The organism is Phenylobacterium sp. (assembly GCF_030680185.1).
Taxonomy (GTDB): domain Bacteria; phylum Pseudomonadota; class Alphaproteobacteria; order Caulobacterales; family Caulobacteraceae; genus Phenylobacterium.
Window position 1 is genome coordinate 21,139 of record NZ_JAUXVZ010000043.1, and the last position, 23,036, is coordinate 44,174.

At 68.5% G+C, this 23,036-nt stretch carries 25 protein-coding genes; 9 read left to right on the top strand and 16 right to left on the bottom strand.

The genetic code is table 11. From position 1 onward, the window contains the following. Entirely contained in the window at nt 1-423 is a 423-nt protein-coding gene (locus tag Q8L83_RS10475) for a MaoC family dehydratase (protein ID WP_305286669.1), read from the bottom strand. 121 nt (nt 424-544) lie between these two features. Here Q8L83_RS10475 and Q8L83_RS10480 point away from each other — a divergent pair, with 121 nt between their 5' ends. Further along, entirely contained in the window at nt 545-667 is a 123-nt protein-coding gene (locus tag Q8L83_RS10480; RefSeq protein WP_305286670.1) for a hypothetical protein, read from the top strand. Nucleotides 668-679: 12 nt separating this feature from the next. On the opposite strand, the gene Q8L83_RS10485 is transcribed toward Q8L83_RS10480, so the two are convergent. The 5 genes from Q8L83_RS10485 to Q8L83_RS10505 form a co-directional block, all read right to left on the bottom strand. Then, complete coding sequence (locus Q8L83_RS10485; protein ID WP_305286672.1) at nt 680-1,543, bottom strand: TIGR01459 family HAD-type hydrolase; 864 nt, start codon at nt 1,541-1,543, stop codon at nt 680-682. Between the two features lie 55 nt (nt 1,544-1,598). Then, nucleotides 1,599-2,858 (bottom strand): EAL domain-containing protein, encoded by a 1,260-nt coding sequence (locus Q8L83_RS10490; RefSeq protein WP_305286674.1) that lies wholly within the window; start codon nt 2,856-2,858, stop codon nt 1,599-1,601. 111 nt (nt 2,859-2,969) lie between these two features. Beyond that, nucleotides 2,970-3,848 (bottom strand): 3-hydroxybutyryl-CoA dehydrogenase, encoded by an 879-nt coding sequence (locus tag Q8L83_RS10495; protein WP_305286676.1) that lies wholly within the window; start codon nt 3,846-3,848, stop codon nt 2,970-2,972. Between the two features lie 233 nt (nt 3,849-4,081). Then, nucleotides 4,082-5,014 (bottom strand): electron transfer flavoprotein subunit alpha/FixB family protein, encoded by a 933-nt coding sequence (locus tag Q8L83_RS10500; protein WP_305286679.1) that lies wholly within the window; start codon nt 5,012-5,014, stop codon nt 4,082-4,084. After that, a complete protein-coding gene (locus tag Q8L83_RS10505) occupies nt 5,014-5,763 on the bottom strand; it encodes an electron transfer flavoprotein subunit beta/FixA family protein (protein ID WP_305286681.1) in 750 nt (249 codons plus the stop codon). The genes Q8L83_RS10500 and Q8L83_RS10505 overlap by 1 nt, the downstream gene beginning before the upstream one ends. 142 nt (nt 5,764-5,905) lie before the next feature. Between Q8L83_RS10505 and Q8L83_RS10510 the strand changes: the two genes are divergently transcribed. After that, nucleotides 5,906-6,172: a hypothetical protein gene (locus Q8L83_RS10510; protein WP_305286683.1), complete on the top strand. Its 267-nt coding sequence runs from the start codon at nt 5,906-5,908 to the stop codon at nt 6,170-6,172. 10 nt (nt 6,173-6,182) lie between these two features. On the opposite strand, the gene Q8L83_RS10515 is transcribed toward Q8L83_RS10510, so the two are convergent. Continuing rightward, a complete protein-coding gene (locus tag Q8L83_RS10515) occupies nt 6,183-6,758 on the bottom strand; it encodes a cob(I)yrinic acid a,c-diamide adenosyltransferase (protein ID WP_305286684.1) in 576 nt (191 codons plus the stop codon). A 21-nt stretch (nt 6,759-6,779) separates the two neighbouring features. Then, nucleotides 6,780-6,980, bottom strand: coding sequence for a twin transmembrane helix small protein (locus tag Q8L83_RS10520; protein WP_305286686.1), 201 nt, complete (start codon nt 6,978-6,980; stop codon nt 6,780-6,782). Between the two features lie 420 nt (nt 6,981-7,400). Between Q8L83_RS10520 and Q8L83_RS10525 the strand changes: the two genes are divergently transcribed. Together Q8L83_RS10525 and Q8L83_RS10530 are read left to right on the top strand one after the other, a co-directional pair. After that, nucleotides 7,401-8,051 carry a TetR/AcrR family transcriptional regulator gene (locus Q8L83_RS10525; RefSeq protein ID WP_305286688.1) on the top strand — a complete coding sequence of 217 codons (651 nt, stop codon included), beginning with the start codon at nt 7,401-7,403 and terminating at the stop codon, nt 8,049-8,051. A 116-nt stretch (nt 8,052-8,167) separates the two neighbouring features. Continuing rightward, a complete protein-coding gene (locus Q8L83_RS10530; RefSeq protein ID WP_305286690.1) occupies nt 8,168-8,776 on the top strand; it encodes a TetR/AcrR family transcriptional regulator in 609 nt (202 codons plus the stop codon). On the opposite strand, the gene Q8L83_RS10535 is transcribed toward Q8L83_RS10530, so the two are convergent. Then, the gene (locus tag Q8L83_RS10535; RefSeq protein ID WP_305286692.1) at nt 8,777-10,426 is read right to left on the bottom strand and encodes an acyl-CoA dehydrogenase family protein; all 1,650 of its coding nucleotides are present in this window, start codon (nt 10,424-10,426) and stop codon (nt 8,777-8,779) included. It abuts the gene before it with no gap. A 75-nt stretch (nt 10,427-10,501) separates the two neighbouring features. Here Q8L83_RS10535 and Q8L83_RS10540 point away from each other — a divergent pair, with 75 nt between their 5' ends. Continuing rightward, on the top strand, nt 10,502-11,128 hold the full coding sequence (locus Q8L83_RS10540; protein ID WP_305286694.1) for a glutathione S-transferase family protein: 627 nt from the start codon (nt 10,502-10,504) through the stop codon (nt 11,126-11,128). A 3-nt stretch (nt 11,129-11,131) separates the two neighbouring features. Here the strand turns inward: Q8L83_RS10540 and Q8L83_RS10545 are convergent, their stop codons facing one another. The 5 genes from Q8L83_RS10545 to Q8L83_RS10565 all read right to left on the bottom strand — a co-directional run bounded on the left by Q8L83_RS10545 (nt 11,132) and on the right by Q8L83_RS10565 (nt 16,973). Beyond that, a complete protein-coding gene (locus Q8L83_RS10545; RefSeq protein ID WP_305286696.1) occupies nt 11,132-11,929 on the bottom strand; it encodes an alpha/beta fold hydrolase in 798 nt (265 codons plus the stop codon). 161 nt (nt 11,930-12,090) lie between these two features. Continuing rightward, the gene (locus Q8L83_RS10550; protein WP_305286698.1) at nt 12,091-13,191 is read right to left on the bottom strand and encodes an aromatic ring-hydroxylating dioxygenase subunit alpha; all 1,101 of its coding nucleotides are present in this window, start codon (nt 13,189-13,191) and stop codon (nt 12,091-12,093) included. Nucleotides 13,192-13,231: 40 nt separating this feature from the next. Then, on the bottom strand, nt 13,232-14,839 hold the full coding sequence (locus Q8L83_RS10555) for an alpha-amylase family glycosyl hydrolase (protein WP_305286700.1): 1,608 nt from the start codon (nt 14,837-14,839) through the stop codon (nt 13,232-13,234). 1 nt (nt 14,840) lies between these two features. Further along, nucleotides 14,841-15,446, bottom strand: coding sequence for an ATP-dependent Clp protease proteolytic subunit (locus tag Q8L83_RS10560; protein ID WP_305286702.1), 606 nt, complete (start codon nt 15,444-15,446; stop codon nt 14,841-14,843). 63 nt (nt 15,447-15,509) lie between these two features. Continuing rightward, on the bottom strand, nt 15,510-16,973 hold the full coding sequence (locus Q8L83_RS10565; protein ID WP_305286704.1) for a M20 family peptidase: 1,464 nt from the start codon (nt 16,971-16,973) through the stop codon (nt 15,510-15,512). A gap of 107 nt (nt 16,974-17,080) precedes the next feature. On the opposite strand from Q8L83_RS10565, the gene Q8L83_RS10570 reads away from it, so the two are divergent. From Q8L83_RS10570 to Q8L83_RS10585, 4 genes are all read left to right on the top strand, one after another. Beyond that, a complete protein-coding gene (locus Q8L83_RS10570; RefSeq protein ID WP_305286706.1) occupies nt 17,081-17,830 on the top strand; it encodes an extensin family protein in 750 nt (249 codons plus the stop codon). Nucleotides 17,831-17,917: 87 nt separating this feature from the next. Further along, nucleotides 17,918-18,670, top strand: a complete 753-nt coding sequence (locus Q8L83_RS10575) for an extensin family protein (protein ID WP_305286708.1) — start codon at nt 17,918-17,920, stop codon at nt 18,668-18,670. An 86-nt stretch (nt 18,671-18,756) separates the two neighbouring features. Beyond that, nucleotides 18,757-19,518, top strand: a complete 762-nt coding sequence (locus Q8L83_RS10580) for an SDR family oxidoreductase (RefSeq protein ID WP_305286711.1) — start codon at nt 18,757-18,759, stop codon at nt 19,516-19,518. A 2-nt stretch (nt 19,519-19,520) separates the two neighbouring features. Further along, nucleotides 19,521-19,973: a GNAT family N-acetyltransferase gene (locus tag Q8L83_RS10585; protein WP_305286713.1), complete on the top strand. Its 453-nt coding sequence runs from the start codon at nt 19,521-19,523 to the stop codon at nt 19,971-19,973. On the opposite strand, the gene Q8L83_RS10590 is transcribed toward Q8L83_RS10585, so the two are convergent. Beyond that, a complete protein-coding gene (locus Q8L83_RS10590; RefSeq protein WP_305286715.1) occupies nt 19,946-21,130 on the bottom strand; it encodes an aminotransferase in 1,185 nt (394 codons plus the stop codon). The genes Q8L83_RS10585 and Q8L83_RS10590 overlap by 28 nt on opposite strands. Nucleotides 21,131-21,162: 32 nt before the next feature. Then, on the bottom strand, nt 21,163-22,995 hold the full coding sequence (typA, locus tag Q8L83_RS10595) for a translational GTPase TypA (protein ID WP_305286717.1): 1,833 nt from the start codon (nt 22,993-22,995) through the stop codon (nt 21,163-21,165). Between the last annotated feature and the right edge of the window lie 41 nt (nt 22,996-23,036).

Below are 23,036 nucleotides of genomic sequence, written 5' to 3' on the forward strand. Positions count from 1 at the left end.
TCAGGCTCCCCGCTTCGGCAGGGCGACCACGGCCTCGCCATCGACCACGGTCTTGCCGGCCACGCTGCAGACGGTGGCCAAGGTCACCTGGCCACGGCGGGGGTCCAGGGCGCGGACGGTGACGGTGGTGGTCACCTCGTCGCCGAGGCCCACGGGCCGGCGAAACCGCAGGTTCTGGGACACATAGACCGATCCAGGGCCCGGCAGGCGCGAGCCCAGCACCGCCGAGATATAGGCGCCGGCCAGCATCCCATGGGCGATCCGCCGCTTGAATGGCGTGGTCGCGGCATAGGCCTCATCCAGGTGCAGGGGATTGTCGTCGCCCGACACCTCGGCGAAGGCCTCCACATCGGCGGCGCTTACGGTGCGGGCGATCTGTGCGCTCTGGTCCAGGGCGAGGTCCTCGAAGAATAGTTCCGGCAACGAAACGCTCCCTTTTGGGCCTGCATAGACGCAAGCCCCCCCAAAGCGAAGGCGCTTGCGCTGGACGCGAGGCCCAATCGGCGCCGATTATGACGCCCTCAGACTTCCAATGGGGTGAGCCATGAGAATGTTCAAGCCGGGCGTCGCCCTGGTCCTGGCCGCGTTCCTGGCGGCAGGCTGCAACCAGACGCCGGCCGATCCGGCCCCGCCGCCGCAGACGCCGGTGGCGACGGACGCGTCATAGCAACGGGCGGGACTACCAGGCGAGGTCGGCCATGGCGAAGCGGGCGTGCGCGCCCTCCTTGCGCAGCAGGGCCTCAACGGCGGCGGCGTCCAGGCCGTGGGGCGTAATGGTCTCGGCGCCGTGGATGCCCGCGGCGATGAACATCACGTCCAGGCCTTGCGCATTGGCGCCCTTGACGTCGGTGGCCACCCCATCGCCGATGCACAGCATCCGCGACCGCGCCACCGGGCCGCCGGTCAGGCGCTCGGCCTCGGCCACGCACAGTTCATAGATCGGCGCGTGCGGCTTGCCCGCCATGACCACCGTGCCGCCCAGGGCCTCGTACAGCTGGGCGAGCGCGCCGCCGCAATAGATCAGCCGGTCGCCCCGCTGGACCACGATGTCGGGATTGGCGCAGACCATTTCCAGCCCGCGGGCCGCAGCGCCCTCGAACCGCTCCTGATAGTCGCCGGGGCCCTCGGTCTCATCGTCGATGGGGCCGGTGCAGGCGATGAAGGCGGCCTTGTCCAGGCTCTCGAACGACAGGCCCAGCCCCTCGTAGAGCGGCGCGTCGCGGTCGGGACCCAGGCGCCAGGCGGGGCCGGGCGCGCGTTCGGCCAGCAGCAGGCGGGTGGCGTCGCCGGAGGTGACGAAGGCCGACCAGGCCTCGCGCGGCACGCCAAGCGCGTCGAGCTGGGCCACCACATCGGCCGAGGGGCGCGGCGAGTTGGAGATCAGGATCACCGGACCCCGCTCGGCCCGCCAGCGGGCCAGCGCCGCGCAGGCCTGCGGGAAGCTTTCGCGGCCATTGTGGATCACGCCCCAGACGTCGCTCAGCAGCACGTCATAGTGGTCGGTGAGGTCGGATAGGCCCTGGGGCGTCTGCGGCGCGGTCATGAGGCGCGGCGGTAAAGGTCGCAGCCCCTGCGGTCAATGCGTCGCGGGGAGGAAGCTAGGCTCGGCCGCCAGCCCGGCGGCGCAGGCCCTGGCGCAGGAAGTCGGCCGGGGGATCGGCCTCGGCCAGCACGGCCTCACGGATCGGCCGCGGCTCGCCGAACAGATGGCCCTGGCCGTAGCCCACCTCGAGCTCCAGCAGGTCGACGATCTGCCGCTCGCTCTCCACCTTCTCGACGATCACCTCGACCCCATAGCGGCGGGTGAGTTGGCAGAAGTCTTCGGCGGCGAGGTCGGGCAGGGATTTCAGCACCAGGCGGCCGTCCAGCTCGATCATCTCGTCCAGCAGCATCTGGGCTCCGACCCGGACGAACTTCACGTCCGAGCGCGCCAGATCCTGGAGGTCGAAGTCCAGGTCGGTGACCTTGTCCAGGGAGAAGCGGAAGCCGAGATCGGCCAGCTTGGCCATGTTGCGCGCCTCCACCGAGCCGCGGGCCTCGAAGGCCCCCTGGCCCAGTTCGAAGATCAGCGCGCCGGCCAGGTCGCGATTGGCCGCCAGCATGTCCAGGAACTGCGGGAAGAAGCTCTCGTCCCCCAGGCTGGTGGGGGCGACATTGCAGAAGATGCCGACCTTGCGGTCCTGCTTGGCGAGGCGCCGCACGATCTGCACGCAGCGGAACAGCAGCAGGTTGTCGATGGCCGTCATCAGGCCTTCGGCCTCGGCGACGCTGATATATTCGGCCGGCATCAGGATGCGGCCGCTCTCGTCGCGCAGGCGCGAGAAGCTCTCGTAGAAGATGGTCTTGCGCTGGGGCAGGGCGACCACGGGCTGCAGATAGAGGTCCACGCGGTTGTCGGCCAGGGCGCCGCGGACGGTCTCCAGCAGGACGGCTTCGCGGCGGGGGTCGTGGCCTGGGCGGGCCTGGAGCGGGACGGCGGTCATCCGCTCTTCCAGGCGCTGGCCCATGCGCTGGACCAGATCTTCGAGCATGTGCACCTCGCCTGACAGCTCCTCGGAGCGGCGCAGGGCGTCGTCGGTGACGGTCTCGACCACTTCGGAGAGGCGGGCGTCCACCCGCTCCACCTGGTCGATCAGGATGCGGTGGGCGTCGCGGATGGCGGCGATCTCGGCCCGGATGCCCGAGGAGGTCAGGGCATGCTCGATCAGGCCGTGGAAGGCGAAGGCCAGGCCCAGGCCGCCGACCAGGGCGGCCACGCCCGCACCCCAACCGCCGCCGTTTCGCCAGAGCGAAAGGGCGATGATCAGCGCCAGACAGAGATAGGCGCCGCAGAGCAGCGCAAGCGTCAGCCTTCGCATGAACCCGCCTGTTCGAATCGCCTGGAGTATCGGCTACGCCGGGCGCGCAAGTCGAACAGAATAGCGATTAGGCCCAGCCTGGGCGCCGATCGGTCGCAGGCGCGGTCAGGTTTAGCGGGTGGGGACGGGATTTTCGCCGCGATAATCGTAGAAGCCGCGGCCGGCCTTGCGGCCCAGCCAGCCGGCCTCGACGTACTTCACCAGCAGCGGGCAGGGCCGGTACTTGGAGTCGGCCAGGCCGTCATAGAGCACGTTCATGATCGACAGGACGGTGTCCAGGCCGATGAAGTCGCCCAGCTCCAGCGGGCCCATTGGGTGGTTGGCGCCCAGCTTCATGGCCGTGTCGATGGCCTCCACCGTGCCGACGCCTTCATAGAGGGTGTAGATCGCCTCATTGATCATCGGCACCAGGACGCGGTTGACGATGAAGGCTGGGAAATCTTCGGCGTTGGCGGTGGTCTTGCCCAGCGAGCGAGCGAAGTTGACGGCGGTCTCGTAGGTCTCGGCGCCGGTGGCGATGCCGCGGATGATCTCCACGAGGTTCATGCGCGGCACGGGGTTCATGAAGTGCAGGCCGATGAACCGTTCGGGGCGATCGGTGGCCGAGGCCAGGCGGGTGATCGAGATCGACGAGGTGTTGGAGGCCAGCAGCGTATCGGCGCCGAGGTGCGGCGAGAGCGCGCGGAAGATGGTCTTCTTGACCTCTTCGTTCTCGGTGGCGGCCTCGATGGCCAGGTCCGAGGCGCCCACGGTCTGCAGTTCCGGGGCGGCCTTGATGCGCGCCAGGCCTGAGTCCATGGCCGCCTGGTCGATCAGGCCGCGGGAAACCTGCCGGGCCATGGCCTGCTGGATGTGGGCGAGGCCGGCGTCGATCCGCTCGGCGCTGACATCGTGCAGCAGGACATCATAGCCGCCCAGGGCGCAGACATGCGCGATGCCGGAGCCCATCTGGCCGGCGCCGATCACGCCCACCGATCTGATCTCAACCATGTCCACTCGCCCCAAATCTGCGGGCGGCCTTGCAGCCGCCTCTGGTCTGTGACGGCTTTCTAACATGGGCGATAGCGGCCCCGCCAAGGTCTTTATGCTGCGCCGCAATGTGATCGGGCGTCGGTTTGTGCCCGGAAAGCCGCACTCGACCCAAAAAGGAAGGCGCAAACGAAACGAGGCGGCGCCCTTGTGGGGCGCCGCCTCGTCGGCAGCGTCGCGTGCGTCTGCGAAGCCTAACCGAGGGCCGACATCAGCTCCGGCACAGCGGTCTTGTAGTCGGCCACCAGGCCATAGTCGGCGACCTGGAAGATCGGCGCATCGCCGTCCTTGTTGATCGCGACGATGATCTTGGAGTCCTTCATGCCGGCCAGGTGCTGGATCGCGCCCGAAATGCCGATGGCGATGTAGAGCTCCGGCGCCACCACCTTGCCAGTCTGGCCGACCTGGTAGTCGTTGGGGGCGTAGCCCGCGTCCACCGCAGCGCGGCTGGCGCCGACGGCGGCGCCCAGCTTGTCGGCCAGGGGTTCGATGACCTTCTGGAACTCTTCGGCCGAGCCCATGGCGCGACCGCCGGAGACCACGATCTTGGCGCCGGTCAGTTCCGGACGCTCAGACTTCACGATCTCTTCGCCGACGAACTTGGTGGCCCCGGCGCCAGCGCCCGCATCGACGTCCTCGACCGAGGCCGAGCCGCCTTCGCCAGCCGCCTTGAAGGCGGTCGGACGGACGGTGATGACCTTCTTGGCCTCGGACGACTGCACGGTCTCCAGCGCGTTGCCGGCATAGATCGGGCGCACGAAGGTCGAGGCGTCGACCACTTCGACCACGTCGGAGATGTGCGAGACATCCAGCTTGGCGGCGATGCGGGGCGAGAAGTTCTTGCCCTGCGAGGTGGCCGGCGTCAGCACGGCGTCGTAGCCGGACATCAGCGGAACCACCACAGCCTCGATGGCCTCGGCCAGGCCGTGACCCAGGTCGTCGCTCTGGGCCAGCAGGACCTTGCGGACGCCTTCGATCTTGGCGGCGGCGTCAGCGGCGGACTTGGCGTCCTTGCCGACGACCAGGATGTCGATATCGCCGCCGATGGCCTTGGCGGCCGAGACGGTCTTATGGGTGTTGTCGCTGAGCGCGCCGGCGTTCAGGTCGGCGATGACGAGTACGGCCATTAGAGCACCCCCGCTTCATTCTTGAGCTTGGCGACCAGGTCGGCCGCGGTTTCGACCTTGATGCCGCCGCCACGTTTCGGCGGTTCAGCCACCTTGATCACCTTCAGGCGCGGGGCCGTGTCGACGCCATAGGACGCGATGTCCTTGGTATCGAGGGGCTTCTTCTTGGCCTTCATGATGTTGGGCAGGGAGGCGTAGCGCGGCTCGTTCAGGCGCAGGTCGGCGGTGATGATCACCGGCAGCGGCGCTTCGATGGTCTGCAGGCCGCCGTCCACTTCGCGGGTGGTCGTGGCCTTGTCGCCCGAGATTTCGAGCTTCGAGGCGAAGGCGGCTTGCGGCCAGCCCAGCAGGGCCGAGAGCATCTGGCCGGTGGCGTTGTTGTCGCCATCGATGGCCTGCTTGCCCATCACCACCAGGTTCGGGGACTCTTCGTCAATGACGGCCTTCAGCACCTTGGCCACGGCCAGGGGCTCCAGGTCGGCGTCGGTCTGAACCAGGATGGCGCGGTCGGCGCCCATGGCCAGGGCCGTGCGCAGGGTTTCCTGCGCCTGGGCCGGGCCGATGGACACGGCCACCACCTCGGTGACCACGCCTTTTTCCTTGAGCCGCACCGCCTCTTCGACGGCGATCTCGCAGAAGGGGTTCATGGACATTTTGACGTTGGCGAGGTCAACGCCGGTCTCGTCCGACTTAACCCGCGGCTTGACGTTGTAATCGATTACCCGTTTGACCGGGACCAACACCTTCATGAGGGCCTCAAATTCGCTTTGGGGAAGAATGGGTCGCATGGGGCATAACGTTTCCCGCGCGCATTGCAAGCCGGGCCGATGAGGTGAATTGCGCCTCGGTCAGCCCTAGCCAGAGGAAAAAAGCCCGAATATGAGGCTGCCTATGAGCCGTATCATCGACCGCTTGAAGCTGGTTTTCCTCGGGGCGTTCGTCCTCTCCCTGGTCGCCATTTTCGGCTACCACGGATATTACGTCTGGCCCGCCGAGCGCTGCGAAGCGCAGGGCGACTGGTGGGATCCTGATGGTCGCGTCTGCGCGCGCCCGGTCCTGATCTCCGACATCACCGGCCGGACCATCCCCGAGCGCAAGGCCGCCGAGGCGGCCAAGGCCCGCGCCGAAGCCGCGGCCGCTGAGGCGCCGGCGCCCTAGACTGCGCGCGTCAGCCACGGTGGGCGCCGGGGACCCAGAGCACGTCTCCCGCGCCGTTCCCGTTGGCCCGGCGACTGGCGACGAACAGCAGATCCGAAAGCCGGTTGAGATATTTGAGCGCCGGCGTCCCGACGGCGGCGGCTGCGGCCAGGGCGACGGCCGCCCGCTCGGCCCGCCGGCAGACGGTGCGCGCCTGATGCAGGGCCGCGGCCGCGGGTGATCCGCCGGGCAGGACAAACGAGGTCAGCGGGGCAAGCGCCGCGTTCATCGCGTCGATCTCCTGTTCCAGGCGCTCCACCTGGCTGTCGCTGATCCGCAGGACCCGCGCCGGATCCTCATCGGTCGCCGGCGGATTGGCCAGGTCCGCGCCGAGGTCGAAGAGATCATTCTGGATACGACCCAGGATGCGGTCGAGATCGGCGTCGTCGCCGGTGTGCAGCCGGACCAGGCCCAGGCAGGCGTTGGTCTCATCCACCGCTCCATAGGCTTCGACCCGCAAATCGGTCTTGGCCACCTCAGCCCCATTGGCCAGGCGCGTGGCGCCGCCATCGCCGGTGCGGGTGTAGATGCGGTTCAGAACGACCATGGCTGCAGCCCTATCCCAGACCTAGCCGTTGTGGCGCCACCAGACCGCGGTGACCAGGATGACCACGGCGGCGGCCTGCAGCACGACCCGAAGGCGCATCAGCTTGTTGGAATAGGAGCGGCCGAAATCGCCGCCGCGAAACAGGGCGAAGATGCCGACGCCCAGGGCCAGCGTCACGGCCAGCAGGCTGGCGGGGATCAGAATGGCGAATAGCTGGTTCATGGCTCTCGGGCTCGAAGCGCTTGCGGATGCCCTAGTATGTAGGGATTTCCAGGGGCTTGGGCGAATCTGATTGCGCGTCTCAATTGCGCAACTGGTTGATCCTATTCAACGAGTCCGGTTCATTCCTGTGCGATAGGCCTGTCCGGCGCCCAATATGGTCAATAAGTCGTTGTCACGCTTGGATATCGGCTGCGACCGTCGGTCGCGCCGCACCCTTGCCTCATTTCAGGTATGGCGTGTGCGTACTTGTCATAACGCGGGTAATTGAACGCGCTCGCTGAACGCTCTGCACTTGTGGGGCATGTCGGCGCGGCGCTAAGAGGACCCCATATCAGCGTTCAGTGACCTTGCCGGCGTCCGGCGAGGGGGCTGCGCGAGCGCCGTCGGTCTCCCCCGCCACGGCCATCGGAGTATCAAAACATGAAGCACGTCGCCGTCGTGGAAGGTCAGAGCGAGACCCGCGTCCGGATGCCCACCCGCCGGGCCCTGGCCAAGCAGCAGACCCGGGCCAAGGTGCTCGCCGCCGCCCGCGAACTGTTCAGCACCGAAGGCTATGAAGGCGCGACCATTCGCGACATCGCAGCCGCGGCCGGCATGTCCACGGGCGCCGTCTTCGCCAACTTCTCCGACAAGTCCGAGCTGTTCCGCGAGATCATGACTGCCGACCTCGCGGCCGTGGTCGAGGCCATGACCGAGGCCGCCGGCCGTGGGCGCACGGTGGACGACGCCCTGCTCAAGGCGTTCAGCGCCGGCTATGGCTTCTACAAGTCCCAGATGCCCCTGGCCCGCGCCGCCCTTGGCCTTTCCTGGTCGTGGCAGGATGGCCAGCCGCTGCGGGCCCTGTCGTCGATCCAGGAGATCATCGACCTCTTCGGCGAACAGCTCGCCCTGGGCGTCGAGCGCGGCGAACTTTCTCAGGAATGCGAAATCAAGCTGCGCAGCCAGATGCTGTTCGACAACTATCTGGCCAACTATCCGCAGGCGATCTTCGGCGGCTGGAGCCTCGAGGCGCTTCAGGCCCGATCGCGGGATCAGATTCGCGTTATCCTGGCTGGCGCCCGCCGCGGTTGAGCGCGCCCGCCAGCCCCCGCACAACTTAAAGTTCCTTGCCGGACAAGCCTTTGGCGCGTCTGCTAGGCGTGGGCTTCAAGTCAGGACGCGCCGATAGAGCGCGCTTGGGGGAAAATTTGAATCTGCGTCAAACTCAGAAAGAGGCGACGCGGCGTCGGGTGCTCGACGCCGCGCGCGATCTGTTCGAAACCGTCGGCTACGAGGAGACGACGGTGCGTGAGATCGCCAGCCAGGCCGGCGTCGCGGTGGGCAGCGTCTTCACCTGCTTCTCGTCCAAGGCCGAGGTGCTCAGCCAGGTGATGCAGGAGCGCCTCGACGATCTCTATGGCGAGCTGGACCGGGTGACGCCCCACCTGCGGGGATCGACCGCCGACCGGCTGTCCTCGATCTTCGCCCTGCACTTCGCCTTTGAAACCCGGCGGACCCAGCTGTTCCTCGCCCACATCGCGGCGGCCTATAGCTGGCGTCCGGGCGGCTCGAGCATTCCCTATGGCCGCAACCCGCGCCTTCGCGGCACGATCCTCGACTGCGTCGCCGAGGGGCAGGAGCGGGGCGACGTCGACCCGGCCCTCGACCTCGACATGATCGTCGACATGCTGATGGCCGCCTATGCCTGGAACTACCGGCTGGCCGCCTGGGAGAATGCGGGGCCCGAACGGATGAGCGCCAATATGGAGCAGCAGATCGCCCTGCTGGCTCGCGGCTTCCGCCCCCTCGCCAACTAGCTAGTTGCCGCCATCCAGCAGGCGCCGGGCGATGACCTGGGCCTGGATTTCGCCGGCCCCTTCGAAAATGTTGAGGATGCGGGCGTCGGCCAGCAGGCGGCTGACCGGCTGTTCAACCGCAAATCCTGTTCCGCCATGGATCTGCAGGGCGTTGTCGGCGCACGCCCAGGCGACCCGGGCGGCCACCAGCTTGGCCATGCCCGCCTCCAGGTCGCAGCGCCGGCCGGCGTCCTTGGTGCGGGCGGAGAACCAGGCGAGGCGCCGGGCGCCGAGGATTTCGGCGGCCATCATGGCCAGCTTGTCGGCCACCCGCGGAAAGGCGGCCAGGGGCTGGTCGAACTGGCGGCGGGCCAGGGCGTAGTCGAGCGCCAGGTCCAGGGCGTTCTGCGCCACGCCGATGGCCCGGGCGGCGGTCTGGATGCGGGCCGATTCGAAGGTCGCCATGAGCTGGACGAAGCCCTGGCCCTCCTGGCCGCCCAGCAGGGCGTCCTCGGGCACGGCGAAGTCGTCGAAGGCGATCTCGTATTCCTTCATGCCGCGATAGCCGATCACGGCGATCTCGCTGCCGTCCATGCCGGGCGCCGGGAAGGGGACAGCCTCGTCGCCACGGGGCTTTTCCGCCAGCAGCATGGACAGGCCCCGGTGGTCGCGGCTGGCCGGATCGGTGCGCACCAGCAGCGTCATCAGGTCGGCCCGGGCGGCGTGGGTGATCCAGGTCTTGGCGCCGGTGACCTTCCAGGCGCCGTCCTCGCGCACCGCGCGGGTGCGCAGGGAGGCGAGATCGGAGCCGGCCTCGGGCTCGGTGAAGACGGCGGTGGGCAACATGGCGCCCGAGGCGATGGCCGGCAGCAGGCGCGCCTTCTGAGCCGCCGTGCCGTGGGCCAGGATCAGTTCGGCGGCGATCTCCGAGCGGGTTCCCAGGGAGCCGACCCCGATATAGCCCCGCGACAGGGCCTCGGAGACCACGCACATGGCCACCTTGCCCAGGCCGGCGCCGCCATGATCCTCCGGCAGGGTGAGGCCGAAGACCCCGAGACCGGCCAGTTCGTCGATCAGGGCCAGCGGGATCAGCTGATCGGCCAGGTGCCAGCCATGGGCGAAGGGGGCGATCCGGCTGGCGGCGAACCCCGTGAACTGCTCGAAGATCGCCTGGTGCGTCTCGTCCAGGCCGCTCGCCTCCAGGCAGGGACGCCCCCGGGCGTGGGCCAGGAGCTCGACGATGCGATGGCGGGCGGCCGGCGTGGCGTGAGGCGCCAGCCGCTCAATGACGGGCATGAGGCGGGCGGGATCGAAGCCGAGATCGACGGGCCGCGCCATCTCGCCCTGGCTCATGGGCAGACCGCCGGCGAGCTGGCTGAGATATTCGTGCGCCAGCAAGAGGGCCGGCCGCGCGCTCGCCTCATCCCACTGGCCGGCCGTCTCCAGTTCGGAGGCCCAGTCGGCGGTCTGTCTCAGGGTCTCGGCATAGGCCGCCGCCCAGGCCAGGCCATGGGCGGCCCGCTGCTCGGCGTCGAGGATGCGCCGGTCCAGCCGGCCATCCGGCGCAATTCTGGAGGCCAGGGTCGCACGGGCCTGGGCGACGCAGGCTTCAGCGGCGTCGGCGGCGGCCAGGAGTTGAGCGGGAGCATCGGAAAGCTGGTTCGCGGTCATGGCGTCACTATAGGCCCGGCTTGCCGCGGGTCACGCCCGACCCCTATACGATGTAAGCAAACCCCGGGAGCCGCCATGATCGTCGTCCATCACCTCAATGAATCGCGCTCGCAGCGCATCGTCTGGCTGCTCGAGGAGCTGGGGGTGGAGTACGAGATCAAGGCCTATGAGCGCGACGCCAAGACCAGGCTCGCCCCGGACGAACTGCGCGCGGTCCATCCGCTGGGCAAGTCGCCGGTGGTCACCGACGGCCCGACGACGGTGCACGAGTCCGGCGCCATCATCGACTATCTGATCCGCCATCACGGCGCGGGCAAGCTGCAGCCGGCCATGGGCGATCCGGACTACGAAGCCTATCTGCAGTGGCTCCACTATGCCGAGGGCTCGGCCATGCTGCCTCTGATGCTGCAGATGTACGTCATGCGGCTGGGCGAGGCCGGCGCCCCTCTGCATCCGCGCATCGAGAGCGAAGTGGCCAACCATCTCGCCTATCTCGACCAGGCCCTGGCCGGCCGCGACTATCTGATGGGCCAGGCCCTGACCGGGGCCGACATCCAGATGAGCTTCGTGGGCGAGGTCGCCCGGGCGTTCGGCAAGCTGCCGACCTATCCCAACGCCGAGGCCTGGCTGAACCGTCTGCATGACCGCCCGGCCTACAAGGCGGCCATCGAACGGGGCGGTCCCTACGCCCTGGGGCGTTAAGCGCTAGAAGCGATCGGCGAAGGGATCGTCGAGCAACCCGTCGAGGAAGTCGAAGACGGCGGCCTTGGTGAGCGCGTGGGGTATGGCCGAGAAGTGGTCGCAGCCCACGACGGTCAGGCCCCGCCCCTCCGGGAAGGCCCGCGCCAGCCCGTCAGGATCGCCGGCGCCCTCGTCCCTCTGGCCGGCGATGACCAGGACAGGGACGGGCAGGCGGCCCATGGCCTCAAGGTCCAGGGGCGGGTTCTCGGCGCGCACGAAGGCCGCCAGGGCGCGGCGGTCCTCCCCCTGCTCGTCGGCGAAATGCCGGAAGCTGCGCAGCATGGGATGGCTGATGGTCTCGGGATCTTCGGCCAGCATGGCCTGGGCCATGGCGTCGGTGGGCGCCCCGGACGCGCGGGGCTCCAGCAGCCGCTCGCCCACGCCGCCCAGGATCAGATTGCCGATCCGGTCCGGCGCCGCCAGGGCGGCGGCGAGCGCCGTACGCGCGCCCATGGAATAGCCGAACAGATCGACCTGGCCGAGCTCCAGATGGTCCAGCAGGGCGATGACGTCGCCGCCCAGCGCCTCGCGTCGATAGGCGTCGGGCTCATAGAGCTTCTGGCTTTCCCCATGCCCCCGCTGATCGAGGGCCACGCATCGCGCGCCGCGCCGTTCCAGGGCGGCATACCAGCCGGTGCGCCGCCAGCCCTCCTTGCGGTTGGAGGTGAAGCCATGGACCAGGACCATGGTCCGCTGGGCCTCGCCCTGGGGCGGCTGATCATCAAAGGCGATCTCGACGCCGCTGCTGGTGAAGGTGGGCATGGGACGCTCGACAAATGGGGACTGGAAAATGAGCTTAAGGCCGCGCGATCGGCGGCTGACGGCGGGTGGGTCGCCCAGGCGAAATGCGCCCGGCTGGTGCGCGGCCACCATGGACCGGATCGGAGGCGAGGCAAAGCACGTGCGGCGCCGGCCAGGATGGCTCAGCTACGCCAGCGAAGCCGGGTCGGCTCCACCGGGTTGACGAAGGGCCTGCCCTCCCGGCGGCTCAGGGTCCATTCGCGCTTGAGCTGCTGGTACCATTTGGCCTGGCGGTCGGCGTCGTCGATCCACAGCAGGCTGGGGTCGTAGCGCAGGCCTTCGTTCTGCAGGTTCACCATGTCGCCATCCTGGCGCAGGAAGGCCCGGGCGCCGGCGGCGATCAGGGGCTTCAGCAGCCAGAAGGCCGGATGATCGGACCAGACGATCTGGGTGATCTTGGTCTTGGTGGCCGACAGGGGCGTCAGGCAGGTCAGGGACAGGACCTGGCGCGCGCCCACCGTCACATGCTCCCAGCGCAGGCCCGGAATCTGGAAGGTGATTTCGGTCAGGGGCTGGCCGCCGAGGATCGCATAGGCGCGGCTGTTCTTGGACGGTTCGTGCCGCACCATGGCGAAGCCGGCGTCCCGGGGCTCGAAAGGCTTGGACTTTTCGTGCTGGCTCTTGGCCGAACGCCACCACCATTGCTGATGCACATAGGGGCCATGGGCCGGGTCCATCAGGCCCACCACCGCATGGTCGATATGGGCGTCGAACTCCATGCGGTCGACCAGCTTGGGCTTGCCGCCCACCACGCCCGGGAAGATGGGCGGATCGATGTCGGGCTCGCCATCGAAGCGCGGATCGGCGCTGATCCAGATGAAGACCAGGCCCTGGCTTTCGCGCACCGGAAAGCGGCGGACCTTGATCTTGCTGACATCCATGGCCTGATCGGCGACCAGGGAGGGGATTGCCGTGCAGGCGCCGTCGAGGCCAAAGCGCCAGCCGTGATAGGGGCACTCGACGCTTTCACGACCATCAGGCTCGGCGGTCAGCTTGCCGGCCGAGAGCGGCGCGGCCCGGTGCGGGCAGATGTCGCGCACGGCATAGGCCTCGCCCTTGCGGCCCCGGCCGATCAGGATCGGCTCGCCGAGGATCTCGAAGCGCTGCAGCTTGCCGGGCTTCAGGTCCGACGACAGGGCGGCGAAATACCAGATGTCGGTGAGGAAGCCCTCGCCGAAACGGGGCACCTTTGCGGAGGGGGTCTTGCTGTCGCCTTCGGCCATGACGTCTTCTACCGGGGCCTTGCGATCCCCGCACCTGTCATCAGGGGAGTTTCAGGAAGCGACAGGCATAGGCGCCGAGCGCCAGGCCCCCGGGCAGGGGCTCGGCGACGCCCGATGTCACCGGCAGCATCTCGGCGCCTTTCAAGGCGGGATGCTCGGCCCGGGCGGTGCGGCCGCTCATATTGAACAGGCAGGCCACCGCCTGGCCCTCGTGGCGGCGGACAAAGGCCAGGATGGGCTCGGGCGTATCCAGGAATTCGATCGCCCCATGGGTCAGGGCGCGGGAGGCCTTGCGCAGGGCGATCATCTGCCTAGCGAAGGCCAGGGCGGACTTGGGGTCCAGCTCCTGTCGGTCCACGGCCAGCGGTCGGTGGCTTTCGGCCGCCGGCAGCCACGCCGAGCCGTTGGAGAAGCCCAGATGGGCGCCCTCGGCCCGCCAGGGCATGGGGGTGCGCGCGCCATCCCGGCCCTTGGCGATCGGCCAGTAGAGGTCGCCCACTGGATCGCGCAGCTCATTGCGGGACAGCTCGGCCTCGGGCAGGCCCAGTTCCTCGCCCTGATAGAGCAGGATGGTGCCGCGCAGGGCCATCAGCAGGGCCAGCATCAGCCGGGCCACTGGCGGGCCAGCGTCAGCGCCGCCGAAGCGGCTGACGGTGCGGGCCACGTCGTGGTTGCAGAACGAGATGGTCGGCCAGTGGTCGGGGTGGGCGGCCAGGGTGTCGTAATGGTCGCGGAACACCTGGGCGGCCATCCGCCGGGCCTTCAGCAGGACGAAGGTATAGGCCGAGTGCAGGCCCTCGTCGGGGGCGCAATAGGCGCCGCAGCGCTCTTCTTCTTCCGAGAACTCGCCGAACACGAAGCGATCGGCGCCATGGGCCTCCACCCGGCGGCGGACCTCGTCCAGCAGGGGAATGTTCTCCGGCAGGTTGGAGTCGAACAGGTGCCGCTGCATGTCGCTGGCGTGCCCCCAGTCGGCCTTAGTGCGCTCGGCAGGCGGGACGGCCGGATTATCCGTCAGGGCGTCGTCGTGGAGAAAGGCGTTGGCCACATCCAGGCGGAACCCGTCGGCGCCGCGGGCGAGCCAGGTGTCGAGCACCTGCAGGGCGGCCTCTCGGGCCTTGGGCTGACGCCAGTTCAGCTTGGGCTGCTGGCGCAGGAACTTGTGGTGATAGTGCTGGCGCCGCGCCGGCTGATAGGCCCAGGCCGGGCCGCCGAAAACGCTCAGCCAGTTGTTCGGCGCGGTCCCGTCATCGGCGGGATCGGCCCAGACATACCAGTCGTGCTTGTCGCCATCGGCGCCCTCGTCCCGGCTGGCGGCGAACCACGGATGCTCGTCGGAGGTGTGCGACAGCACCTCGTCCAGCAGCACCTTCATGCCCCGGGCATGGGCGGCCTGTGTCAGGGCCTGGAAGTCGGCCACCGAGCCATAGTCCGGGTGGACGTCGTCATAGTCTGCGACGTCATAGCCCCAGTCGCGATTGGGCGAAGGGTGGATGGGGGAGAGCCAGATCGCATCCACGCCGAGGCTCTGCAGATAGTCCAGCTTGGCCATGACGCCCGCAAGGTCGCCATGGCCGTCGCCGTCACTGTCGAAGAAGCTGCGGACGTAGATGTGGTAGACCACCGCCCCCTTCCACCAGGGGGTCATGTCAGACCGCCGTCGCGTTCTCGATGACCTTCGAGACCAGACCGTATTCGACGGCCTTCTCGGCGTTCATCCAGAAGTTCCGCTCGGTGTCCTTGACCACCTTCTCATAGGGCTGGCCGGTCTCCCGGGCGATGATGCGGTTGACCCGCTCGCGCATCTTCACGATTTCCTCGGCCTCGATCTGGATGTCCGAGGCCTGGCCCCGCACGCCGCCCATGGGCTGGTGCAGCAGGAACCGGGTGTTGGGCAGGCAGAAGCGGTTTTCCTTGGTGGCGCCCAGGAAGATGTGCGCCCCGGCGCTGGCCACCCAGCCGGTGCCGATGACCTTCACCTGCGGACCGCAATAGCGGATCATGTCGTGGACGGTGTCGCCGCTTTCCACATGGCCGCCGGGGGAATTGACGAAGACCTTGATGTCGCCCTTGCCGTCCGAGGCCAGGGCCAGAAGCTGGGCCGAGACACGCTCGGCCAGCCGCATGTCGATCTCGCCGAAGATGAGGACCGTGCGCGACTTGAACAGGGCATTCTGCACCGGCCCGGCGCTCATCGGCATGTCGGGAAGGCGGCCCTTTTCGTCGTCGTCTTCATCTTCGAGACGGAAACCCATTACGCTCTCCTAAAATCTGCAGTGAGGCGGAACGTGCGTCTTGCAGCGCCCCGCCGCAAGGGGTCAGCGCGCTGCTGTCGCGATCAGCCGCGCATAGAACTGCACCATTCGTTCCAGATTGGCCAAAGTCATGCGCTCATCGACCCCATGGATCATGGCGGTTTCGGCCATGCTGAGCGTGATCGGCTGGAAACGATAGGTGTCCTGCGCCACCTCGGACAGGAAGCGGCTGTCGGTGCCGGCGGTCACCAGGCCAGGCGCCACGGGGGCGCCGGTCACATCGGCGGCCAGGGCGGCGATCACCTTCCAGCCGTCCGACTCCGTGGACGAGATCGCCGACGGCTCCTGCGGCGGCCGCGCCCAGGCGAAGGTCACCGGCAGGTCGCCGACCGCGGCCTTGGCCGCATTCAGGACGTCCTCGGAGCTGTCGCCGGGCGCGATGCGATAGTTGATCCAGGCCCTGGCGTCCCGGGGCAGGACATTTTCCTTCGGACTGCCCTGCAGCATGGTGGGCGCGATGGTGGTGTGCAGCAGGGCCGCGCCGGCTGGCGTGGCGGCCATCTGGCCGACGATCAGCGGCTCGGTGGCCCAGGTGTTGGCCAGCGCCACGCGCATCGGCAGGCCGGCGTCGGCCCCCAGCACATGGAGCATGTCGGCCCCGGGCCCCTGCAGGCGCATGGGGAAGGGGTTTTCAGTGATCTCAGTGACTGCCCGAGCCAGGGTGGAGACGCCGGTCTGCGGCGGGGGCGCCGAGGAATGTCCGCCCTCGGACGATGCCGTCACCACCAGGGTGGCATAGCCCTTTTCAGCCACCCCGATCAGGGCCGCAGGGCCGCCGGTCAGGGGGTTGTCGGCCACCACCAGCAGGCCCTCGTCCAGGACGAACTGGGCCGAAAGGCCGCGGGCCTTCAGCAGGTCGTTGGCGGCTGTCGCGCCGCCGCCGCCGACTTCCTCGTCATGGCCGCTGACCAGGATCACGGTGCGCCGCGGCTGGAAACCGGCGCCGGCCAGGGCTTCAACCGCCTCGAACAGGCCGACCAGCGAGCCCTTGTCGTCCACCGCCCCCCGGCCCCAGACCGCGCCGTCGGCGATCACGCCTTCGAACGGGGGATGAGTCCAGCCCTCGGCGGCGTCAGCTGGCACCACGTCCTGGTGGGCCATGAGCACGATGGGGTCCAGGTCGGGCTGTGAGCCCTCCCAGGTATAGACCAGGGTGTGCCCGGCGACGACGTCCCGGCGCATGGCCGCGTGGGCCCGGGGATAGGTCGCCTGCAGCCAGGCGTGCAGGGCGTCCCACTGGTCCAGCTGGTTGTCAGCCGCATCCTGATGGCTGACCGTCTGGAAGGTGATGGCCTGGGCCAGTCGGCCGGCGGCCCCCTGCAGGTCGAAGGCCGGCGCGGGGGCGAGTTCGAGATCTGCGGCCACCAGGCGTGGCGGCTCATAGAGGGCGGTCCGCACCGCCACCACCCCGACCAGCGCCACGACCGCGACGCCGGCGCCCAGGGCGATCTTGCTCAGAATTCCCATGGTTTTCCCCTTCGGACGGCCGGACCATAGCTTGGCCTTGCGCCTTTGGGCGCCGATTTCAGGGGCCTTTCCGTGAACCTGAGCTATTCCAGGCCGTTGATCAGGCCGTGACGCTTCCCCCCTGGATATCCTCGCTCAAGCCGGCCTCGGCCGAGGCCCTGGCCTTCGGGGGCTTGTGGGCCTTTCTGCTCGACGCCGCCCTGGTGGTGATCGCGCTCACCTGGGCCATCGACGCCTTCGCCCCGCCGCAGGACCTGCCGTGGAAGCCCCTGCGACTGGACGATCCGCCTGGCCTGGCCACGGCGGTGAAGTTTCACCGGGCGGCCGGCGATCCCGAACTCTGCCGCGAGGTGCTGGAGGCCGGCGGGGTTGACTTCACGGCCGAGCCCGACCGACCGACGGGGGAGTGCCCCCTGACCAACACGGTGCGTCTGCGGGGCGGCGTGACGCCGCTGGCGCCGGCCGCGCCGGTGATGACCTGCCCGGTGGCCCTGTCCTACGCCTTCTGGGACCGGCACGTGCTCGGCCCCGCCACCCGTCGGGTGATGGAGACCGATGTCGCCCGGGTGGAGCATTACGGCGTCTTCGCCTGCCGCAACGTCTATGGCCGCAGCCAGGGCCGGCGGAGCGAGCACGCCAGCGCCAATGCGCTCGATGTGTCGGCCATCGTGCTGGAGGATGGCCGGCGGCTCAGCGTGCTCGGCGATTTCAACGATGAGGACGACGGCGGGACGCTGATGCGGGCGGTGCGCACCGGCGCCTGCGACTATTTCCGCGCCGTCCTCAGCCCGGACTACAACGCCGCCCATGCCGACCACCTGCATCTGGACTATGGCCGTTTCGGTCTCTGTCGCTAGGAGGGGCCCGGCCGTTAACCATAGCTCGCCTGCACCCGGCCGCCCGGCTAAGCTCACAGTCTCCCAGAAGCGTCCTCTCGCAGGTTCATGGCCGGCTATCGCGCTCCCCGACACCCGCAGGTCGAAGACCATGCGCGGCGCCAGACCCTGATCGCCCGCCTTGTTGGCCTGGGTCTGATCTGGATTCTGGTGGCGATCATGGCCCTGGTGGCCGAGCGGGCCATTCCTGGCCAGCACCTGCCCTGGAAGCCGCTGAGCGTCATCGATCCGGTGGGGGCCGCCACCCGGGCCAAGGCCGCCCGCACCGGCCAGGACGTGGCCGCCTGCCGCGGTGTGCTGGCCAAGGGCGGCCTGACCTATGTGATCGCGCCAGAGGCCGAGGACGGCTTCTGTTCGGTCAAGGACGCGATCCAGATCACCGGCGGCATGGCCCCCCTGACCCCCGCCGACGCCGTCATGACCTGCAAGGAGGCCCTCGCCGTGGCCATCTGGGAGCGGCAGGTGGTCCAGCCGGCGGCCTTCGAAGCCTTTGGCCATGCGGTCGTGGCGATCGAGCACTATGGGGCGTTTTCCTGCCGGCGGATCTATGGACAGGCCGCTGGCCCGCCCAGCGAACACGCCAGCGCCAACGCCCTGGACGTGGCCAGTTTCCGACTGGCCAATGGCGAGGTGGTGCGGATCAAGGACCACTGGGATGATCCGGGCGCCAAGGGACGCTTCCTGCGAGAGGTCCGCGACGGCGCCTGCAAGGTGTTCATCACCACCCTGTCGCCGGACTACAATGAGGCCCACGCCGACCACTTCCATCTGGACATGGGCGGGCGCGCCCTCTGCGCTTGAAGCGTCAGGCCTGGCTTGACCCCGCGTCGGGCGGCGCCGCAAATGGCGCCATTCAAACAAGCATTTCAATTCAGGGAAGACGCGCCATGGAACTGTTCGATCTGACCGGCAAGGTCGCCGTGATCACCGGATCCTCGCGGGGCATTGGCAAGGCGATCGCCGAGCGCATGGCCGAACATGGCGCCAAGGTGGTGATCTCCTCGCGCAAGGCCGGCCCCTGCGACGAGGTGGCCGCGGCCATCAACGAAAGGCATCCGGGCGCGGCGATCTCCGTGCCGGCCTCGATCTCCTCGAAGGAGGATCTGCAGCGCCTGGTGGACGAAACCAACAAGGCGTTCGGCAAGATCGACATCGTCGTCTGCAACGCCGCCACCAACCCCTATTTCGGGCCCATGGCCAAGATCGAGGACGACGCCTTCCGCAAGATTCTCGACAACAACATCATCGCCAACAACTGGCTGATCCAGATGGCCGCGCCGCAGATGCGCGAGCGTCGCGATGGGGCGGTGATCATCATCTCGTCCATCGGCGGCCTGCGCGGCTCCACCGGCATCGGCGCCTACAACATCTCCAAGGCCGCCGACTTCCAGCTGGCCCGCAACCTGGCGGTCGAGCTCGGCCCGGACAATATCCGCGTCAACTGCATCGCGCCGGGCCTGGTGAAGACCGACTTCGCCAAGGCGCTCTGGGACACCCCGGAAGCCGAGAAGCGCTCCAGCGCCAACAACCCCCTGCGCCGCCTGGGCGAGCCCGACGACATCGCCGGCGCAGCCGTGTTCCTGGCGTCCAAGGCCGGCTCCTGGATGACCGGCCAGGCCATCGTGGTCGACGGCGGCTCGACCTGCTGAAGATGAGCGACCCGGTCTTCGCCTTCGCGCCGGCCCAGGCCAGTGATCTGGAGGCGTTGACCGAACTGCGCCTTGAGGTGATGGCCGAGAGCTTCAACCGCATCGGCCGCTTCAATCCCGAACGCGCCCGGACCTGGTTCGCCGAGACCTATCGTCCGCAGACCACCCGCCTCATCGCGGTGGCGGGCGAGACCGCCGGCTGCGTCGCTTTTTACGAGACCGCGCCGGGCGTCCTGAAGCTCGAGCACTTCTATCTGCAGCCGCACTGGCAGGGCCGGGGGCTTGGCGCTCGTGTCCTGGATACGCTGCTGGCCGAGGCCGACGCCGTCGGCGCGCGCGTCCAGCTGACGGTGCTAAGGGAGAGCGACGCCAAGCGGCTCTATGACCGGCGGGGCTTCGTCGTCACCGGCCGTGACGATCTCGATGTCTATATGGAGCGCGCGCCGGTCGCCTGAGCGGCGATATCCCGGGCGCGCGCCAGCCGCCCTGCGGCCTCGTCCAGGGTGGCGTCGGCCTTGGCGAAGCACAGCCGCAGGATGGTGGTGACGGGGTCGGTCTCATAGAGCGCCGAGACCGGGATGGCGGCGACGCCGGCCTGCTCGACGGCCAGGCGGGCGAAGGCGTGGTCATCCATCGCCACCCCTGACGCCGCTAGGTCGAGGTTCAGGAAATAAGTCCCCTGCGACTTCAGGACGGCGAGGCCCTCCCGCGACAGCGCCTCCGCCAGGCGTTGCTGACTGGCGGCCAGGCGACCCGGCATCTGCGCCAGCCAGTCGCCCTGGGTCTCCAGCCCGAAGGCCACGGCTGTCTGCAGGTTGGGCGGGGTGGTGAAGGTCAGGAACTGGTGGGCCTTGGCCAGGTGGCGGGCCAGGGGCGCTGCGGCGCAGACGAACCCGACCTTCCAGCCGGTCAGGCCGAACATCTTGCCCGCCGAGCCGATCTTCACGCAGCGCCCGGCCATGCCCGCAAACCCCATCAGCGGCCGATGCAAGGCCGGCGCAAAGACCACCTGCTCCCACACCTCGTCGCAGATGGCGATCAGGTCGTGGGCCACGCAGATCTCGGCCAGCAGGGCGAGATCGGCGTCGGGGATCACCACGCCGGTGGGATTGACCGGATTGTTCAGCACCACGAAGCGGGTCCGGGGCGTGATCGCAGCCTCAATCATCGACCGCGTGAACCGCCAGTGGGGCGGCGACAGCGAGACCAGCCGCGGCACGCCGCCGGCCCGGCGGATCAGCGGCAGATAGGCGTCATAGAGGGGCTGGAAGACGATGACCTCGTCGCCCGGCTCGATCAGGGCCAGGAAGGCCGCGGCCAGCGCCTCGGTGGCGCCGGACGTGATCACCACCTCGGCGGCGGGATCGAGGTCGAGTCCCTGGGTCCGGCGGTAGTGGCCGGCGACCGCGGCCCGCAGTTCGGGCAGGCCGGCCATGGGCGGATACTGGTTATAGCCGTCGAGCACCGCCTCGGCGGCGCGGCGCCGGACGGGCTCTGGCCCCGGATCATCGGGAAAGCCCTGGCCCAGATTGATCGCGCTCCGCGCCCGCGCCAGACCGCTCATCTCCTCGAAGATGGTGGTCGGCAGGGCGGCGAAGACAGCGTCAGGCATGGGGGGATTCTGGAGCCCCCAGGGGGCTACGCCTAGTCTTCCTTGACGCGCTTCTTGCGGAAGCTCGGGTTCAGGACCTTCTTGCGCAGGCGGATGTTCTTCGGCGTCACCTCGACCAGCTCGTCCTCCTCGATATAGGCGATGGCCTGTTCGAGGGTGAGGCGCCGCGGCGGGGTCAGGCGGATGCTCTCGTCCTTGCCCGAGGCGCGGACGTTGGTCAGCTGCTTGGCCTTCATCGGATTGACGTCCAGGTCGTCGGACCGGGCGTTTTCGCCGATGATCATGCCCTGATAGGTCTTCTCGCCGGCGCCGACGAACATGGTGCCGCGGTCTTCCAGGTTCCACAGGGCGAAGGCGGCGGTCTCGCCGTCGGAATTGGCCACCAGCACGCCCTTGCGGCCGGCGTCGATGGCGCCCTTGTAGGGCTCATAGTGGCTGAACACGCGGTTCAGCACGCCGGAACCGCGGGTGTCGGTGAGGAACTCGCCCTGATAGCCGATCAGCGAGCGGGACGGGGCCATCAGGCTGATCCGGGTCTTGCCCGCGCCCGAGGGGCCCATGTCCTTCAGCTCGGCCTTGCGGGCCGACAGCTTCTCGATGACGATCCCGGAGAACTCGTCGTCCACATCGATCATCACGTCTTCGATGGGCTCCAGGCGCTCACCGGTTTCCGGATCGGTCTGGAAAACCACCCGCGGGCGGCTGATGGAGAGTTCAAAGCCTTCGCGGCGCATACCTTCGATCAGCACGCCCAGCTGAAGTTCGCCGCGGCCGGCGACCTCATAGGCGTCCTTTTCGGCGGTTTCGGTGACCCGGATGGCGACGTTGGACTCCGCCTCCTTGAGCAGGCGGGCTGCGATGACGCGGCTCTGGACCTTATCGCCTTCGCGACCCGCCAGCGGGCTGTCATTGACCGAGACGGTCATGGAGATGGTCGGCGGATCGATGGGCTGGGCCGGCAGAGCCTCGGTGACGTCGAGCGCGCAAAGGGTGTCGGCCACGGTGGCCTTGGAGAGGCCCGCAATGGCGACGATGTCACCGGCCTCGGCGTCTTCGATGGGCTGGCGCTTCAGGCCGCGGAAGGCGAGCACCTTGGTGATGCGGCCGCGCTCGATCTCCTTGCCGTCCCGCGACAGGGCCTTGATGGCCAGGCCCGGCGTCGCCTTGCCCGACTCGATGCGCCCGGTCAGCAGGCGGCCGAGGAAGGGATCGCTTTCGATCAGCACCGACAGGATCTGGAAGGGCTCGTCGGCCCGGGCCACGGCCTTGGGCTCGGGCACATGCTCGACGATCATGTCGAACAGGGGGGCGAGCGTGTCGTTGGGCTGGGCCATGTCCAGGGTCGCCCAGCCGTTCTTGCCGCTGGCGTAGATGTGCGGGAAGTCCAGCTGCTCGTCGGTGGCGCCCATGGCGGCGAAGAGGTCGAAGGCGTCATTCAGGATGCGGTCGGGATCGGCGTGGGGCCGGTCGACCTTGTTCAGGCAGAGGATGGGCTTCAGACCCATCTTCAGGGCCTTGCCCAGGACGAACTTGGTCTGGGGCATGACGCCCTCTTCGGCGTCCACCAGCAGGACGCAGCCGTCCACCATGCCCAGGATCCGCTCCACCTCGCCGCCGAAGTCGGCATGGCCAGGGGTGTCGATGATGTTGATCCGCGTCTCGCCGGCCTTGCCGTTCCAGAGCACGCTGGTGCACTTGGCCAGGATGGTGATCCCGCGCTCGCGCTCCTGGTCATTGGAGTCCATGGCGCGTTCGACGGTCGCCTCATTGGCTCGGAACACGCCCGACTGGGCGAGAAGCTGGTCGACGAGGGTCGTCTTACCGTGGTCAACGTGGGCGATGATGGCGATGTTGCGCAGCGACATGGGAAACCTTTTCCGGAAGCGGCGGCTTTTAGGGGACAAGA